17 protein-coding genes and 1 riboswitch are annotated in these 14,160 nt (G+C 67.3%); of the genes, 13 read left to right on the forward strand and 4 right to left on the reverse strand.

Translation table 11 applies throughout. The features are described 5' to 3' along the window. Positions 1–14: 14 nt before the first annotated feature. The 12 genes from ribD (at position 15) to H681_RS03260 (ending at position 9,568) form a co-directional block, all read left to right on the forward strand. Positions 15–1,115, forward strand: coding sequence for a bifunctional diaminohydroxyphosphoribosylaminopyrimidine deaminase/5-amino-6-(5-phosphoribosylamino)uracil reductase RibD (gene ribD / locus H681_RS03205; protein ID WP_015475392.1), 1,101 nt, complete (start codon positions 15–17; stop codon positions 1,113–1,115). A gap of 144 nt (positions 1,116–1,259) precedes the next feature. Further along, a riboswitch (FMN riboswitch) is annotated at positions 1,260–1,420 on the forward strand. 162 nt (positions 1,421–1,582) lie between these two features. Then, entirely contained in the window at positions 1,583–2,251 is a 669-nt protein-coding gene (locus H681_RS03210) for a riboflavin synthase (RefSeq protein ID WP_015475393.1), read from the forward strand. Positions 2,252–2,267: 16 nt separating this feature from the next. Beyond that, positions 2,268–3,374 carry a bifunctional 3,4-dihydroxy-2-butanone-4-phosphate synthase/GTP cyclohydrolase II gene (gene ribBA / locus H681_RS03215; RefSeq protein WP_015475394.1) on the forward strand — a complete coding sequence of 369 codons (1,107 nt, stop codon included), beginning with the start codon at positions 2,268–2,270 and terminating at the stop codon, positions 3,372–3,374. Between the two features lie 230 nt (positions 3,375–3,604). Beyond that, positions 3,605–4,081 (forward strand): 6,7-dimethyl-8-ribityllumazine synthase, encoded by a 477-nt coding sequence (ribH, locus tag H681_RS03220; protein WP_015475395.1) that lies wholly within the window; start codon positions 3,605–3,607, stop codon positions 4,079–4,081. Beyond that, a complete protein-coding gene (gene nusB, locus H681_RS03225; protein ID WP_015475396.1) occupies positions 4,078–4,557 on the forward strand; it encodes a transcription antitermination factor NusB in 480 nt (159 codons plus the stop codon). The genes ribH and nusB overlap by 4 nt, the downstream gene beginning before the upstream one ends. A 147-nt stretch (positions 4,558–4,704) precedes the next feature. Continuing rightward, positions 4,705–5,664, forward strand: a complete 960-nt coding sequence (thiL, locus tag H681_RS03230; protein ID WP_015475397.1) for a thiamine-phosphate kinase — start codon at positions 4,705–4,707, stop codon at positions 5,662–5,664. A gap of 2 nt (positions 5,665–5,666) precedes the next feature. Beyond that, a complete protein-coding gene (locus H681_RS03235; protein ID WP_015475398.1) occupies positions 5,667–6,182 on the forward strand; it encodes a phosphatidylglycerophosphatase A family protein in 516 nt (171 codons plus the stop codon). A 17-nt stretch (positions 6,183–6,199) separates the two neighbouring features. Further along, entirely contained in the window at positions 6,200–6,937 is a 738-nt protein-coding gene (locus H681_RS03240; protein ID WP_041711701.1) for a substrate-binding periplasmic protein, read from the forward strand. Between the two features lie 5 nt (positions 6,938–6,942). Continuing rightward, positions 6,943–7,590 carry a retropepsin-like aspartic protease family protein gene (locus H681_RS03245; RefSeq protein ID WP_015475400.1) on the forward strand — a complete coding sequence of 216 codons (648 nt, stop codon included), beginning with the start codon at positions 6,943–6,945 and terminating at the stop codon, positions 7,588–7,590. Between the two features lie 129 nt (positions 7,591–7,719). After that, positions 7,720–8,349, forward strand: coding sequence for a GTP cyclohydrolase II (gene ribA / locus H681_RS03250; protein ID WP_015475401.1), 630 nt, complete (start codon positions 7,720–7,722; stop codon positions 8,347–8,349). Next, positions 8,346–8,762, forward strand: coding sequence for a hypothetical protein (locus H681_RS03255; RefSeq protein ID WP_015475402.1), 417 nt, complete (start codon positions 8,346–8,348; stop codon positions 8,760–8,762). The genes ribA and H681_RS03255 overlap by 4 nt, the downstream gene beginning before the upstream one ends. Then, positions 8,762–9,568, forward strand: coding sequence for a cobalamin-binding protein (locus H681_RS03260; protein WP_015475403.1), 807 nt, complete (start codon positions 8,762–8,764; stop codon positions 9,566–9,568). The genes H681_RS03255 and H681_RS03260 overlap by 1 nt, the downstream gene beginning before the upstream one ends. A gap of 106 nt (positions 9,569–9,674) precedes the next feature. Here the strand turns inward: H681_RS03260 and H681_RS03265 are convergent, their stop codons facing one another. Together H681_RS03265 and H681_RS03270 are read right to left on the reverse strand one after the other, a co-directional pair. Continuing rightward, entirely contained in the window at positions 9,675–10,688 is a 1,014-nt protein-coding gene (locus tag H681_RS03265; RefSeq protein WP_015475404.1) for a zinc-binding alcohol dehydrogenase family protein, read from the reverse strand. Between the two features lie 11 nt (positions 10,689–10,699). Next, positions 10,700–10,993, reverse strand: a complete 294-nt coding sequence (locus H681_RS03270) for a putative quinol monooxygenase (RefSeq protein WP_015475405.1) — start codon at positions 10,991–10,993, stop codon at positions 10,700–10,702. A 176-nt stretch (positions 10,994–11,169) separates the two neighbouring features. Here H681_RS03270 and H681_RS03275 point away from each other — a divergent pair, with 176 nt between their 5' ends. Continuing rightward, the gene (locus H681_RS03275; protein WP_015475406.1) at positions 11,170–12,084 is read left to right on the forward strand and encodes a LysR family transcriptional regulator; all 915 of its coding nucleotides are present in this window, start codon (positions 11,170–11,172) and stop codon (positions 12,082–12,084) included. Between the two features lie 3 nt (positions 12,085–12,087). Here the strand turns inward: H681_RS03275 and H681_RS03280 are convergent, their stop codons facing one another. Together H681_RS03280 and H681_RS03285 are read right to left on the reverse strand one after the other, a co-directional pair. Continuing rightward, positions 12,088–13,404, reverse strand: coding sequence for a bifunctional DedA family/phosphatase PAP2 family protein (locus H681_RS03280; protein ID WP_015475407.1), 1,317 nt, complete (start codon positions 13,402–13,404; stop codon positions 12,088–12,090). Continuing rightward, positions 13,401–14,120: a DNA-3-methyladenine glycosylase gene (locus H681_RS03285; protein ID WP_041711702.1), complete on the reverse strand. Its 720-nt coding sequence runs from the start codon at positions 14,118–14,120 to the stop codon at positions 13,401–13,403. Before H681_RS03285 ends, H681_RS03280 begins: the two co-directional genes overlap by 4 nt. Positions 14,121–14,160 lie beyond the last annotated feature (40 nt).

A 14,160-nucleotide genomic window follows, 5' to 3' on the forward strand; every position in this document is an offset into this window, starting at 1 on the left:
GCGCGCGCGACGACATGAACACCTTCGATGAAGCCTGGATGGCCCGCGCCATCGAACTGGCGCGCAAGGGCTGGTATTCCACCCATCCCAATCCCCGGGTCGGCTGCGTCATCGTGCGCGACGGCGAAGTGGTCGGCGAAGGCTGGCACCTGCGCGCCGGCGAACCCCACGCGGAAGTCCACGCCCTGCGCCAGGCCGGCGACAAGGCCCGTGGCGCGACCGCTTACGTCACCCTGGAGCCCTGCAGCCACTTCGGCCGCACGCCGCCGTGCGCGGATGCGCTGGTGAAGGCCGGCGTGGCGCGGGTGGTGGCGGCCATGCAGGACCCCAATCCGCGGGTGGCCGGCAGCGGCATGAAACGCATCGCCGAGGCGGGTATCGAGGTGCGCTCTGGCGTACTGGAGAACGAAGCCCGCGCGCTCAACAAGGGTTTCCTCAAACGCATGGAAACCGGCCTGCCCTTCGTGCGGGTGAAGCTGGCCATGAGCCTGGACGGCCGCACCGCGATGGCCAGCGGCGAGAGCCAGTGGATCACCGGGCCGGCGGCACGCCGGGCCGTGCAGCGGCTGCGCGCGCAATCGAGCGTCGTGCTGTCCGGCGCCGATACCGTGCTGATGGATGATGCGCGGCTGACCGTCCGACCGGACGAGCTCGGTCTGGATGCCGAACAGACCGAACTGGCGATGCGCCGCCCGCCGTTGCGGGTGCTGATCGATGGTCGTCTGCGCGTGCCGCTCGGCGCGGCCTTCTTCCAGGCGGGAGCGGCGCTGGTGGTCAGCACGCGGGAAGCCCCGGGTTACGCCGAGGCCGGTCACGAATTGCTGGTGCTGGCCGGGAACGACGGTCAGGTCGATCTGCCGGCACTGATGGCCGAGCTGGGCCGCCGTGGCGTCAACGAGGTGCTGGTGGAAGCAGGGCCGCGCCTGGCCGGCGCCTTCGCCTGCCAGGGGCTGGTGGACGAGTACTGCATCTTCATGGCGCCCAAGCTGCTCGGCTCCTCCGCGCGCCCGTTGCTGGAGCTGCCGCTGGAGCGCATGGCGGAGTCCCGCGAGCTGACGATCAGCGACATCCGCGCGGTGGGCGACGACTGGCTGGTCACCGCCAGACCGCGCTGATGGCCGCCAATACCCCCGTCCTTCCGCTGAGATCGTCGGTCATCCCCGCGAGCACGGACAACCCGATAAGACAACAGAACCTTCCGACTTGTGCCCGCCTGTGGTAAAACGCCACACGCGGTCGGCGTTGTAGACGACCGCGATTGACGTTCTCAGGGCGGGGTGCAAGTCCCCACCGGCGGTAATGGCGCGCAATGCGTCTAGCCCGCGAGCGCTTGCCGAACCGCTTCGCCGGAGGGCAAGGTCAGCAGACCCGGTGTGATTCCGGGGCCGACGGTAATAGTCCGGATGAAGAGAGAACGGGATGAGCCAGCGGGGCGCGTCCGCGCGCGTCCGCGTAATCCCTTCGATCCGATACGCCCTGTTTTCTAACCGAAACAGGAGTTCGCTGCTATGCAACATCGTTCCCGGTCGGCTGCGCGGTCCAGTGTCCGCGATCACGCCGCTCCTGCCGTGTGGGAGGTCCCATGTTCACCGGCATAATCGAATCCATCGGCACCATTGCCTCCATCACCCCCAAGGGCGGTGACGTGCGCCTGTACGTGAAGACCGGCAAGCTCGATCTGGCCGACGTCAAGCTCGGCGACAGCATCGCGGTCAACGGTATCTGCCTGACGGCGGTGGAACTGCCCGGCGACGGCTTCTGGGCCGACGTCAGCCGCGAGACCCTGGCGCGCACCGCCTTCGCCCAGCTCAAGATCGGCAGCCGGGTGAACCTGGAGAAGGCCCTGACCCCGACCACCCGCCTGGGCGGCCATCTGGTCAGCGGCCACGTCGATGGCGTCGGCGAGATCGTCAAGCGCGAGGAAAATGCCCGCGCCATCCAGTTCACCGTGCGCGCACCGCGCGAGCTGGCCAAGTACATCGCGCTCAAGGGCTCGATCACCGTGGACGGCACCAGCCTGACGGTGAACGCGGTCAACGGCGCCGAGTTCGAGCTGACCATCGTCCCGCATACCGTGCAGGAGACGATCATGGCCGACTACCGCGGTGGTCGCCTGGTCAACCTCGAAGTCGATCTGCTGGCGCGCTACCTGGAGCGTCTGCTGCTGGGTGACAAGGCGGCGGACCCCGTTGCCGGTTCCGGCGGCATCACCGAAGCATTCCTGGCCGAAAACGGCTTCCTGAAACACTGATAAGGCGCGTCCCCGTATGGCACTCAACAGCATTGAAGAACTGCTCGACGACATGCGTCAGGGCAAGATGGTCATCCTCATGGATGACGAGGACCGTGAGAACGAAGGCGACCTGATCATCGCCTCCGAGTGTGTCCGCACCGAAGACATCAACTTCATGGCCCGCTTCGCCCGTGGCCTGATCTGCATGCCGATGACCCGCGAGCGCTGCGAGCGCCTGGGCATCCCGCTGATGGTGCAGCGCAACGGTTCCGGCTTCGGCACCAAGTTCACCGTCTCCATCGAGGCCGCCGAAGGCGTCACCACCGGCATCTCCGCCGCTGACCGCGCCCGCACCGTGCAGGCCGCCGCGGCGAAGAACGCTGTCGCTGCCGACATCGTCAGCCCCGGCCACATCTTCCCGCTGATGTCGCAGCCCGGCGGCGTACTGGCTCGCGCCGGCCACACCGAAGCGGCCTGCGACCTGGCACGCATGGCCGGCTTCGAGCCGTCCGGCGTGATCTGCGAGATCATGAACGACGACGGCACCATGGCCCGTCGCCCGGAGCTGGAAGAGTTCGCCCAGCAGCACGGCATCAAGATCGGCACCATCGCCGACCTGATCCACTACCGCCTGATCCACGAGCGCACCGTCGAGCGCCTCGCCGAGCAGCCGCTGGATACCGAACTGGGCCAGTTCAAGCTGATCACCTACCGCGACTCCGTGGAAGGCGACGTGCACCTGGCGCTGACCCTGGGCAACGTCTGCCCGGAAGAGCCGACCCTAGTGCGCGTGCACAACCCCGACCCGCTGCGCGACCTGCTGATGGTCAACCAGGCGGGTCGCTGGAGCCTGCGCGCGGCGATGGCCAAGGTGGCCGAGGCCGGTACCGGCGTGGTCCTGCTGCTGGGCCATCAGGTCGGCGGCGACGACCTGCTGGCGCATGTCCGCGAGATCACCAATACCCCGGCGCCCGTGCAGAAACCGACCACCACCTACAGCACCGTGGGTGCCGGTTCGCAGATCCTGCGCGACCTGGGCGTTCGCAAGATGCGCCTGATGTCGGCGCCGATGCGCTTCAACGCGATATCCGGTTTCGACCTGGAGGTAGTAGAATACCTGCCCGCTGACGGGCAGCACTGATCGCTGCTGCGCTTGGTCGTGCCGCGTTGGGAATCGCCTTAAAATGCTCATTTACTCCAGTAAACTGCGCTTTTTCGGCGATTCCCGCCTTGCCCGACCTACACTCGCGACGCGCTCAGTGCTACCCGAATGAACCTCGCCGCCGTGCCCTGGTACGGCGGCGCCGTTCTTCTACCCTATTTGCGGAGCGTCACGCTGACGCTTCGGCTCTTTAACAGTGAGACTTGTCCATGACCCTGAAGACCATCGAAGGTACCTTCATCGCCCCCAAAGGCCGCTTCGCCCTGGTGGTTGGCCGCTTCAACAGCTTCGTGGTGGAAAGCCTGGTGGAAGGCGCCATCGACGCGCTGGTGCGCCACGGCGTCGCCCAGAGCGACATCACCGTGATCCGCGCTCCGGGCGCCTTCGAAATCCCGCTGGTAGCGCAGAAAGTCGCCCAGCGCGGCGAGTTCGACGCCATCATCGCCCTCGGCGCGGTAATCCGTGGCGGCACCCCGCACTTCGAATACGTTGCCGGTGAGTGCACCAAGGGTCTGGCGCAGGTTTCCCTGCAGTTCGGCGTGCCGGTCGCCTTCGGCGTGCTGACTGTCGACTCCATCGAACAAGCCATCGAGCGCTCCGGCACCAAGGCCGGCAACAAAGGCGCCGAAGCTGCCCTGTCCGCCCTGGAAATGGTGAGCCTGCTGTCGCAGCTGGAGGCCAAGTGAGCACCCAGGACGGCAACACTCCGGCAAAGCCCGCCAAGCCGAACAAGATCGCCATGCGTCGCAAGGCCCGCAGCCTCGCGGTGCAGGCCCTGTATTCCTGGCAGATGGCTGGCCAGCCGCTCAACGAGATCGAGGCGACCTTCCGTACCGACAACGATTTCAGCGATGTCGACGGCGCCTACTTCCACGAAATCCTGCACGGCGTACCGCGCCTGAAGAGCGACCTGGACAAGGAGTTCACCCCTTGCCTGGACCGCGCGCTGGAAGAAATCGATCCGGTTGAGCTGGCGATCCTGCGCCTGGCCACCTACGAGCTGCGCAATCGCCTGGACGTGCCGTACAAGGTCGTCATCAACGAAGGTATCGAGCTGGCCAAGACCTTCGGCGCCACCGACGGACACAAGTTCGTCAACGGCGTGCTGGACAAGCTCGCTCCGCGCCTGCGCGCCGCCGAACTGCGTGGCGCCAAGCGCTGAGAACCTGTCCATGCTCTTACTGCGAGACCGTGATCGGAACTCATGCGCTGCCCGGAATCCTCATTTATGGCTCATAAACTCCGGTTCCTGTGCTGCTCTTCGTTCCGCTGACGGCCTCTCGCTACAGATCCTGAACAGGTTCTGAGCATGGGTGAGTTCGAGCTGATCCGTCGCTACTTCGCCTCGGCCGCCTGTGCGGCCGGCGGCGAGGCCGTGGCATTGGGGATCGGCGACGACTGTGCGCTCCTCGCGCCCAAGGCCGGCGAACAGCTGGCGATCTCCACCGATACCCTGGTCGTCGGCGTGCATTTTCCGGCCGTCTGCGATCCCTTCCTGCTCGGCCAGCGCGCCCTGGCGGTGTCCGCCAGCGACCTTGCCGCGATGGGCGCCTCGCCCATCGGTTTCACCCTTGCCCTGACCCTGCCCGAGGCCGACCCGGCCTGGCTGGAAGGTTTCGCCCGTGGCCTGAACCTGAAGGCCCAGGAGTGTGCCCTGGCGCTGATTGGCGGCGATACCACCCGTGGCCCGCTGTCCATGACGATCACCGTGTTCGGTGGCGTACCCGCCGGACAGGCGATTACCCGTGCCGGCGCCCGGCCGGGTGACCTGCTCTGCGTCGGCGGTGCGTTGGGCGAGGCGGGCGGCGCGCTGCCGCTGGTACTGGGCGAGATGACCGCCGAGCCGGCCGTCGCCGAGCCGCTGCTGGCGCGCTACTGGTCGCCCCGGCCGCAACTGGCCTTCGGCCAGGCGCTGCGCGGCAAGGCCAGTGCGGCGCTGGACATCTCCGACGGACTGCTCGCCGACTGCGGGCATATCGCCCGCGCCTCCGGCGTCGCGCTGATCGTCGAAGCCGAGCGTCTGCCGACGAGCGCGCCGCTGGAAGCGCTGCTGGGCGCCGAGCGGGCCCGGCAACTGAAACTCGGCGCCGGTGATGATTACGTGCTGGCCTTCACGTTGCCGCCCGAGCATTTGTCCGGCCTTTCCGCGAACTGGCCGCAGCTGTGCGTGGTCGGTAGGGTGGAGGCCGGCTCCGGTGTCCGCGTGCTGGACGGGCAGGGCGCCGATATCACGCCGCGTCAGGGCGGCTACCTGCATTTCATGGAGTGACCGTGACAGAACACCCCAACCAGGCCCCCGCGCAACCCGTACCCCATTCGGTGTGGCACAACCCCTGGCATTTCCTGGCCTTCGGCTTCGGCTCCGGCACCCTGCCCAAGGCGCCCGGCACCTGGGGCTCGCTGGTTGCGCTACCCTTCATACCACTGTGGCAGATGCTCCCGGACTGGGGGTACTGGCTGATGCTGGGTGTGACCATGCTGTTCGGCTTCTGGCTGTGCGGCAAGGTCGCCGACGATCTGCGCGTGCACGATCACGAGGGGATCGTCTGGGACGAAATGGTCGGCATGTGGATCACCCTCTGGCTGGTACCGGAGGGCTGGTGGTGGCTGCTGGTCGGTTTCGTGGTGTTCCGCATCGTCGATATCTCCAAGCCGTGGCCGATCAGTTGGATCGACCGCAACGTCCACGGCGGCGTGGGCATCATGCTGGATGATGTGCTGGCGGGCGTGTTCGCCTGGCTGGTGATGCAGGGGCTGATCTGGGGTTGGGCCCGCTGGTTGATCTGAGAGCCTGAGGACGATCGATGCGCCGACTGCTGTACCTGCTCTGTGTACTGTGGTGGCTACCGGCGTGGGCGGAGGCTCCACCCACTGAAATCCGTGTCGCCAGTGAGGTGTGGGTCAACTACAGCCAGGCCGACGGACGTGGGCTGGCGTGGGACCTGCTGCGAGAGCTGTACGAGCCGGAGGGCATACGCCTGGTTCCGCGCAGTGAGCCGTATGTGCGTTCGGTCGGCCTGGTGCAGCGTGGCGAGGCGGATGCCTGGGTCGGCTCCTATCGCGATGAGATCGACAACGTGATCTACCCGCGCTGGCCCTATGACGTCGATCCCATCGGCGCCCTGGGGCTCCGGGATTCCCCGGCGCCGAAGCTGGCCAACCTGGGTCGGTTCCGCCTGGCCTGGATGCGTGGCTACGCCTTCGACCGCTACCTGGATCATCTGCGGCAGCGCAATGAACTGCAGCGTCGCAGCTCGGCCTTGCCGATGCTCGACAGCCGCCGGATCGACTATTTCATCGACGCCCGCCCCGAGCTGGAGGAAATGCTCCAGGGCGTCGATGCCAGCGCCTACCGGATCACCGATATCGCATCGATTCCGCTGTATCTTGGCTTCGCCAACAACGAACGTGGCCGCGCGCTGGCGCGGCTGTTCGATGCGCGCATGCAGACGCTCTACCAGAATGGTGAGCTGGAGCGCCTGTTCGCCCGCTGGCATTGGCCCTATGACCCACTGAAGCCGCTGCTGCCACCCAAGGAGTGATCGTGATGCCGCGTCTGTTCCTGCTGTTCTGCCTGACCCTCTGCGCCACGCTGGCGCTGGCTGCGCCCCAGGTGCGCGTGGTGGGGCTGTTCCCCGGTGCGGCGGTGCTCAACATCGACGGCCAGCGCAAGCTGCTCAAGGTCGGCCAGGTGGGCCCGGGAGGGGTGCAACTGATCAGCGCCGATGCCCACAAGGCGGTGGTCCGCGTCGGCGGTGTGGAGCAGACCTATGCGCTGGAGCGCGAATACAGCGGCGGTGGCTATTCGGCGCCGGCGGCGCGTACCGAAATGAGCATTGCCCGTGGCACGGGCGGTCATTACTGGGTTTCCGGGACCATCAACAACCAGAGTGCGCAGTTCCTGGTGGACACCGGCGCCACCTCGGTGGCGATGAACGAAGGTCAGGCGCGCCGCCTGGGCATCGATTACCGCGCCGTCGGCACGCCGATGATGGCTTCCACCGCCAGCGGCACGGCCAAGGGCTGGCGGGTGACCCTCAACAGCGTGAAGCTCGGCGGCGTCGAGGTGCTGGGAGTGGAGGCGGTGGTGCTGGACGGCGAATTTCCCACCGAGATCCTGCTTGGCATGAGCTACCTCAATCGCGTCGGCTGGCGCGAAGAGCAGGGCATGATGTACATCCAGGCCAAGCACTGAGACGGAGGGCGGAGCCCTTCCATCGATGGTGTCGATGCTTATCTCGCAGAATTCGCAATGACGGTGCGGCCGGCGCTGCTGCTACAATGCCGGTCCTCCTTCCCTAGATAAATCTTTCAGGAGTTTCCGGTGTCTGTCGTTTTCGTCGCCGCCTCCAAGCTGCCCACCCCTTTCGGCGAGTTCACCATGCATGGCTTCCTCGATGAGGAAACCGGCAAGGAACACGTTGCCCTGACGATGGGCCTGCTCGACGACGGCCAGCCGGTGCTGGGGCGTCTGCATTCCGAGTGCCTGACCGGCGATGCGCTGTTCAGCCTGCGCTGCGACTGCGGTTTCCAGCTCGAAGGCGCACTCTCGGCCATCGCCAAAGAAGGGCGCGGCGTGCTGCTGTACCTGCGTCAGGAAGGCCGCGGTATCGGCCTGCTCAACAAGATCCGCGCCTACGCCCTGCAGGACGAAGGCGCGGACACCGTGGAAGCCAACCTGGCCCTGGGCTTTGGCGCCGACCAGCGTGACTACGCGATGTGCCTGCCGATGCTCAAGCACCTGGGCGTCTGCTCGCTGAAGCTGATGACCAACAACCCGCGCAAGGTGAAGGCGCTGGAAGGCTACGGCCTGACCGTTGCCGAGCGCGTGCCGCTGCAGAAGGGCCTGAACCCGCACAACAAGCGCTACCTGCAGACCAAGGCAGGCAAGCTGGGCCACATGCTGGGCAACATGCATCAGGGCGAAGCCGAGGCCGAGGCATCCGCTTCGTGAACCGCGCCGCTGCCCGGCGCCGGCTGAATCTGCTCTGGTGGCTGCTGCTGGCGCTCGCGCTGGCACCGCAGCAACTGATGCTGGCGCTGGTGGGCGATGCGCCCTGGCCGGACTCGCTGGCCACGCCGGTATTCGTCGTCGGCCTTCTGTCGATGTTCCTCACCCTGCCGTTGTTCCGCCGCTACAAGCATGCGCTGATTGCCGCCGGCAAGGCCCGCGACGGCGCGGATGAACCTGCCGCCTGGCATGTGCTGGGCGCCGCGCAGCGCCGTGGTGGGCTGGTCGGCAGCCTGCCGGCGTGGACCGGTGCCGTGGCGGTGCTGGTCGACCTGCATGGCGTCCCCGTCCTGCTGCTGGGCTTCGCCAGTCTGATCATCCTCTGGCTGTACCGCCTGCCGCGCCAACTGGCCTGATGCGTCGCCTTCTCTGCCTGCTCCTGCTGCTTGCCGGCCTGCCTGTCGCGGCGGCGGAGCGAGTGGTCAGCCTGGCGCCGTCCCTCACCGACATGGTGCTCGAACTGGGCGCGGCCGACCGGCTGGTCGGCGTGCTCGACGGTGGGCCGCGTCCGCCGGCGCTGAACGGCATGGCCTCGGTGGGGCGCTACGGGCAGGTGAACCTGGAGCAGGTGCTCAACCTGCATCCCGACCTGCTGCTGGTGTGGCCGGGTGCGGTGCCGGAAGCGCAACTGGCCCGGCTGAAGTCCTTCGGTATCCCCCTCTACATCGTCGATCCCCACCGCCTGGAAGATGTCGCGCGGCAACTGCGCGAGCTGGGCGAACGCCTGGGCCGGCAGGAGCAGGGGCAGGCCCTGGCGCGGCAGTTCGAGGTGCGCTTGCAGGCGCTGCGCAGCCAGTACCGCCGGGAGCGGCCGTTGAAGGTGTTCTATCAGGTCTGGAATCGCCCGCTGTACACGCTGGGCGGCAACCAGATCATCAGTGATGCGCTGGCCGTCTGCGGCGGCCGGAATCTGTTCGCCGACCTCAGCCTGCCGGCGCCGCAGGTCAGCCAGGAGGCCGTGCTGGCGCGCGACCCGGAGGTGATCCTGGGCGGCAGCCATGCCGAGCTGCAAGCCTGGACGCAGATGCCGCAACTGACCGCCACCCGCCTGGGGCAGCTCTGGTCGATCCCGGACAAGAACCTGGAGCGGCCGAGCTACGCGATGCTCGATGCCACCGAGAAGCTTTGCCGGTTGCTGGCGGGGGCGAAGGTCGCGGACTGAGCCGGGCGGGGGTCGCGAGCAAGCTCGCTCCTACAAGGGCGTGCCGAGTTGCTGCTCTTCGTAGTGGCGAGTTTGCTCGCGAACAGGCCGGATCAGCGACCCGCTGTCAGAACCCTTCCAGCACGATCTTGCCCTTGGCCGTGTTGCTTTCCAGCAGCGCATGGGCGCGGCGCAGGTTGGCCGCGTCGATCCTGCCGAAGTGCTCGCCCAGGGTGGTCTTCAGCACGCCGCTGTCGATCAGCCCGGCCACGCGCTGCAGCAGCTTGTGCTGCTCGATCATGTCGTCGGTCTGGAACATCGAGCGGGTGTACATGAACTCCCAGTGCAGCGACAGGCTCTTCTGCTTGAGCAGGCGCACGTCCAGCTTCTCCGGATCGTCGATCAGCGCCAGGCGGCCCTGCGGGCGCAGGCTGGCGACGATCTCGGCGAGGTGCGCGTCGGTCTGGTTGAGGCTGGCCACGTGGGTGACTTCGCCGACGCCGATGCGCTTGAGCTCCTCGCTCAGCGGCTTGCGGTGATCGATCACATGGTGCGCGCCGAGGTTGCGTACCCACTCCTGGGTTTCCGGACGCGAAGCGGTGCCGATCACGGTCATGCCGGTGAGTTGGCGCGCCAGCTGGGTGAGGATCGAGCCGACACCGCCGGCGGCGCCGACGACCAGCAGGCTCTGCCCGGCGCTGGCGCTGCCTTCGGCCACCTGCAGACGGTCGAACAGCAGTTCCCAGGCCGTAATGGTCGTCAATGGCAGGGCGGCGGCATGGGCGAAATCCAGGCTGGTCGGCATCGCGCCGACGATACGCTCGTCCACCAGTTGCAGTTCGGCATTGCTGCCGGGGCGGGTCAGGTCGCCGGCGTACCAGACCTTGTCGCCAGGCTTGAACAGGCTGACTTCGCTGCCGGTGGCGCGAACCACGCCGCTGGCGTCCCAGCCCAGCACCTTGTGCTGCCCCTCCGCCGGCTGGGCGCGCATGCGTACTTTCGTATCCACTGGGTTGACCGACACGGCACGGACTTCCACCAGCAGATCGCGGGGGCCGGGCGTTGGCTCCGGCAGTTGGATGTCGAGCAGGGCGTTCGGGTCGCTGCTGGGCAGGCTGTGGGTGTAACCAATGGCTTTCATGGCGGTACCTTTCAGTCGATGCGGTTCATCAGGCGGATATCGAGCTCCGCGAGGTCGGGTTCCACGGCTTTCAGGAAATTCTTGAAATGTGAGCTTGCTTCGTGGTCGGCGAACGCAGCGTCATCGCGCCATCGTTCGAACATGTAGATCAGGTCAGGATCCTTCCGGTCGCGATGGAGGTCGTACTGCAAGCACCCCGGCTCCGCTCTGGAGGGTGCGAGCATGTCGTGCAGGTGCTGCTGCAGGCTGTCGGCGTGTCCGGGATGGGCGCGAAGGATGGCGATCAGGCTCAGTGGCTGGCTCATTGGGAGTTCCTCGATCGTGAGATGGAGTGGGCATCCTCCGGGCGTGCTCTGGGTAAGTAAATGTCGGCTGCACACTGCATGAACTGTGGCGCTTCAATGTGTGTTGCAATACTTGTTTTTTTCTCTACGAAAGGGAACTGTCTGCAGAAAGACTCTCTTTCAAAGGATTTTTGAAAATGCTGCGATTCGACGACCTGCAGATCTTCGTCCGCACCGCCGAGCGCGGCAGCCTTTCCGCCGCCGCCCGTGAGCTGGAGCTGTCGCCCGCGGTGGCCAGCGCGGCGCTCAAGCGCCTGGAAAACGAGCTGGACGTGCGCCTGTTCGCCCGCTCCACCCGCAGCCTGCGCCTGACCGCCGAGGGCGAGCTGTACCTGGCCCACGCGCGTGCCGCGCTGCAGAGCCTGGACGACGGCCGCCAGTTGCTGGCCGGCGGCAAGAGCGAAATCGCCGGCAACTTCCAGGTCTCGGCGCCGTCGGACTTCGGCCGCAACGTGCTGCTACCCTGGCTCGACGAGTTCCAGGTGCTGCATCCGCGGATGAACCTGCGCCTGCTGATCAGCGACCGCCAGGCCGATCTCTACCGGCAGCCGGTGGATGTGGCCTTCCGCCTCGGCTTGCCGGGCGATTCGAACCTGGTGGCGCTGCCGCTGGCCCCGGACAACCGCCGCGTGCTTTGCGCCGCACCGGACTACTTCGCCCGCCACGGCAAGCCGGCGCACCCGGACGAGCTGCAACGGCACAACTGTCTGCTGTACATGCTGGGCGGGCGCGCCCATGAGCGCTGGCGTTTCAGCGACAATCGCAAGCAGCATGAAGTGACGGTGCGCGGCGACCGTCTCTGCGACGACGCCGACGTGGTGCGGCGCTGGGCCGTGGCGGGGCAGGGGCTGGTGTACAAGTCCTGGCTGGACGTGGCGGCCGACGTGCGCGCCGGCCGGCTGGAAGTGGCGCTGGCGGACTACCTGGGCGAGGCCACGCCGATGAACCTGTTCTGCACCCACCGCGCCCAGCTCAGCCGGGCGGTGACCCAACTGCGCGAGTTCGTCCAACTGCGCTGCGCGGAGCTGATGCGCGAGCGCCCCTGGGCTTGAGCCCTACAGGGGCTGGTAGCGGTGGATAGCGCCGCCCAGGCCCCAGATGCTGGCGATGGCCAGCAGCGCCAGGGCGCTCGGCAGCAGGTACCACCAGATGCGCGGCGCCAGGGCCGGCAGCTCGTCGCGGCGCTGGCTTATCCACAGGCTGGCGGCGCACACCGAGGCGCCGAGCAGCGCGCCGGCGATGATGTCGCTGGGCCAGTGGGCGCCCAGGTAGACCCGCGAGATGGAGATGAAGGCCGCCGGGATGACGGCCAGCAGCATCCAGGTCAGGCGCACGCGCGGGCTTTTCTCGCGGCTGGCCAGCACGCCCAGCACCAGGAAGAAGGCGAAGGAGGCCGAGGCGTGGCCGCTGGGCATGCTGAAGGCGGACAGCGGGTCGGCGATCACCTCGGGTCGTGCGCGCCCGAAGAAGTGCTTGAGCGTGGTGTTCAGCAGCGCCGTGCCAGCCAGCGTGCCGGCGGCGAAGAGGGCATGGCGCCACAGGCGCAGCACGGCGAGAAGCAAGGCGAGCAGGGCGCCGGCGATGAACTGGGTGCGGAAGTCGCCGACCCGGGTGACGGCCACCATCACTTCGTTCAGCCAGGCCTGGCGATGCTCCTGCACCAGAGTCATCAGGCCGTGGTCGAGGGCATCCAGGTGCGGCCAGCCGATCAGCATGGCGATCAACAGCGCAAGGCAGCCGAGGGCGCCGATCAGCGGGGCGTTGCGTGCCTGGCGCAGCTCGGCGTGGATGATCAGGGCGAAGACCGCCGCGATGCACGCAGCCACCACCCCGGCCTCTCCCCAGAAGCCTTCCGGCAATGGCAGGCGCATGGCCGCGCCGGTGGCCCAGCCGGGCACCAGGTAGGCGATGGACCAGCCGGCGGCGGCGAGGATAGAGACCGCGAGGAAGCGTCCGAAGGGCATGTCGAGCATGCCGGCGATCATCGGCAGGAACGGCCGCAGGGCGCCGATGAAGCGGCCCACCAGCAGGCTGGCGACGCCGTAGCGGGCGAAGAAGCCTTCGGCGCCGGCCAGCCATTCCGGGCGATGGCGCAGTACCGGCAGGCGCCGGATGTCCTGATGGAAGTGACGGCCGATCCAGTAGGACGACAGGTCGCCCAGCAGGCCGCCGAAGAACGCCAGCGCCAGGGTTTCGCCCAGCCCCAGGATGCCGCTGCCGGCCAGTACGGCGATGGCGAAGAGCATCACCACCCCGGGCAGGAGGATGCCGATGATGGCGGCGCATTCGAGGAAAGCAACCAGGAACAGGACTCCGGCGAGCCATTGCGGGTGGGTGGCCATCCAGGTGTTGAAGGCGGCGAGATCGATCATCGCAGGGGCGTGTCCTGAGTTCCGAGCAGGTGGTAGTCGCGTCCTTCGAGCTGTCCGCGGCGCAGCGGATTGCGTGTGCAGAATGGCGCGAAGGAGGCATCGACGAAGCGGTATTGCAGGTGTTCGTCGCGCCCACGGGGAATCCCCAGGCGCGCGGCCTGGATGACCTGCGCCGGGGTCTCGCCGAGGTCGTCGACGAACAGCCGCTGCGGGTCGAAGCGCTGCGCGTCCCAGTCCGGCACCTTCAGGCCGAGGGCGCGGCAGAGCAGGGTCTGGCCGGCGCAGAGCTTGCCGATGGCGCGCTCGCTGCCGTCGGCGGCGGGGTTGAACTGGCGCATGCGGGCCAGGGCGGCGTCGCCGGAGACGCGGTCCATCCAGGGGTGCCCGGACTTGATCAGCACCGCGTTGCCGGGGCCGCCGGCGCTGAAGTTCAGCGAGTCGCCGCCTCGCGCGTAGTACATATAGATGTGTCCGCCATCGAGGAACAGCGCCTTGCGTTTCTCGGTGTAGCCGAGGGAGGCATGGCTGCCTTTCTCGGCCAGGAAATAGGCTTCGGTCTCGATGATCCGCGCCGACAGCCAGAGGTCGCCGACCCGATGGCGGATCACCTTGCCCAGCAGCTCGCGGGCGACGGTGAGGGCGTCGCGGTTGAAGAAGGCGTCCGGCAGCGGCATTGCGTCGGGCCAGGGCAAACTTAGGTTGGGTTCGTCAGGCATCGGATTGTCGGACCAGGAGGGCCAGTCTTAGGCTGGCGCA

The organism is Pseudomonas sp. ATCC 13867, assembly GCF_000349845.1.
In the GTDB taxonomy this organism is placed as follows: domain Bacteria; phylum Pseudomonadota; class Gammaproteobacteria; order Pseudomonadales; family Pseudomonadaceae; genus Pseudomonas.

Coding starts and splice junctions, on each gene's coding strand:
- ribD (WP_015475392.1), top strand. CDS start 15: ATGAACACCTTCGATGAAGCCTGGATGGCCCGCGCCATCGAACTGGCG.
- H681_RS03210 (WP_015475393.1), top strand. CDS start 1,583: ATGTTCACCGGCATAATCGAATCCATCGGCACCATTGCCTCCATCACC.
- ribBA (WP_015475394.1), top strand. CDS start 2,268: ATGGCACTCAACAGCATTGAAGAACTGCTCGACGACATGCGTCAGGGC.
- ribH (WP_015475395.1), top strand. CDS start 3,605: ATGACCCTGAAGACCATCGAAGGTACCTTCATCGCCCCCAAAGGCCGC.
- thiL (WP_015475397.1), top strand. CDS start 4,705: ATGGGTGAGTTCGAGCTGATCCGTCGCTACTTCGCCTCGGCCGCCTGT.
- H681_RS03240 (WP_041711701.1), top strand. CDS start 6,200: ATGCGCCGACTGCTGTACCTGCTCTGTGTACTGTGGTGGCTACCGGCG.
- H681_RS03245 (WP_015475400.1), top strand. CDS start 6,943: ATGCCGCGTCTGTTCCTGCTGTTCTGCCTGACCCTCTGCGCCACGCTG.
- H681_RS03260 (WP_015475403.1), top strand. CDS start 8,762: ATGCGTCGCCTTCTCTGCCTGCTCCTGCTGCTTGCCGGCCTGCCTGTC.
- H681_RS03265 (WP_015475404.1), bottom strand. CDS start 10,688: ATGAAAGCCATTGGTTACACCCACAGCCTGCCCAGCAGCGACCCGAAC.
- H681_RS03270 (WP_015475405.1), bottom strand. CDS start 10,993: ATGAGCCAGCCACTGAGCCTGATCGCCATCCTTCGCGCCCATCCCGGA.
- H681_RS03275 (WP_015475406.1), top strand. CDS start 11,170: ATGCTGCGATTCGACGACCTGCAGATCTTCGTCCGCACCGCCGAGCGC.
- H681_RS03280 (WP_015475407.1), bottom strand. CDS start 13,404: ATGATCGATCTCGCCGCCTTCAACACCTGGATGGCCACCCACCCGCAA.
- H681_RS03285 (WP_041711702.1), bottom strand. CDS start 14,120: ATGCCTGACGAACCCAACCTAAGTTTGCCCTGGCCCGACGCAATGCCG.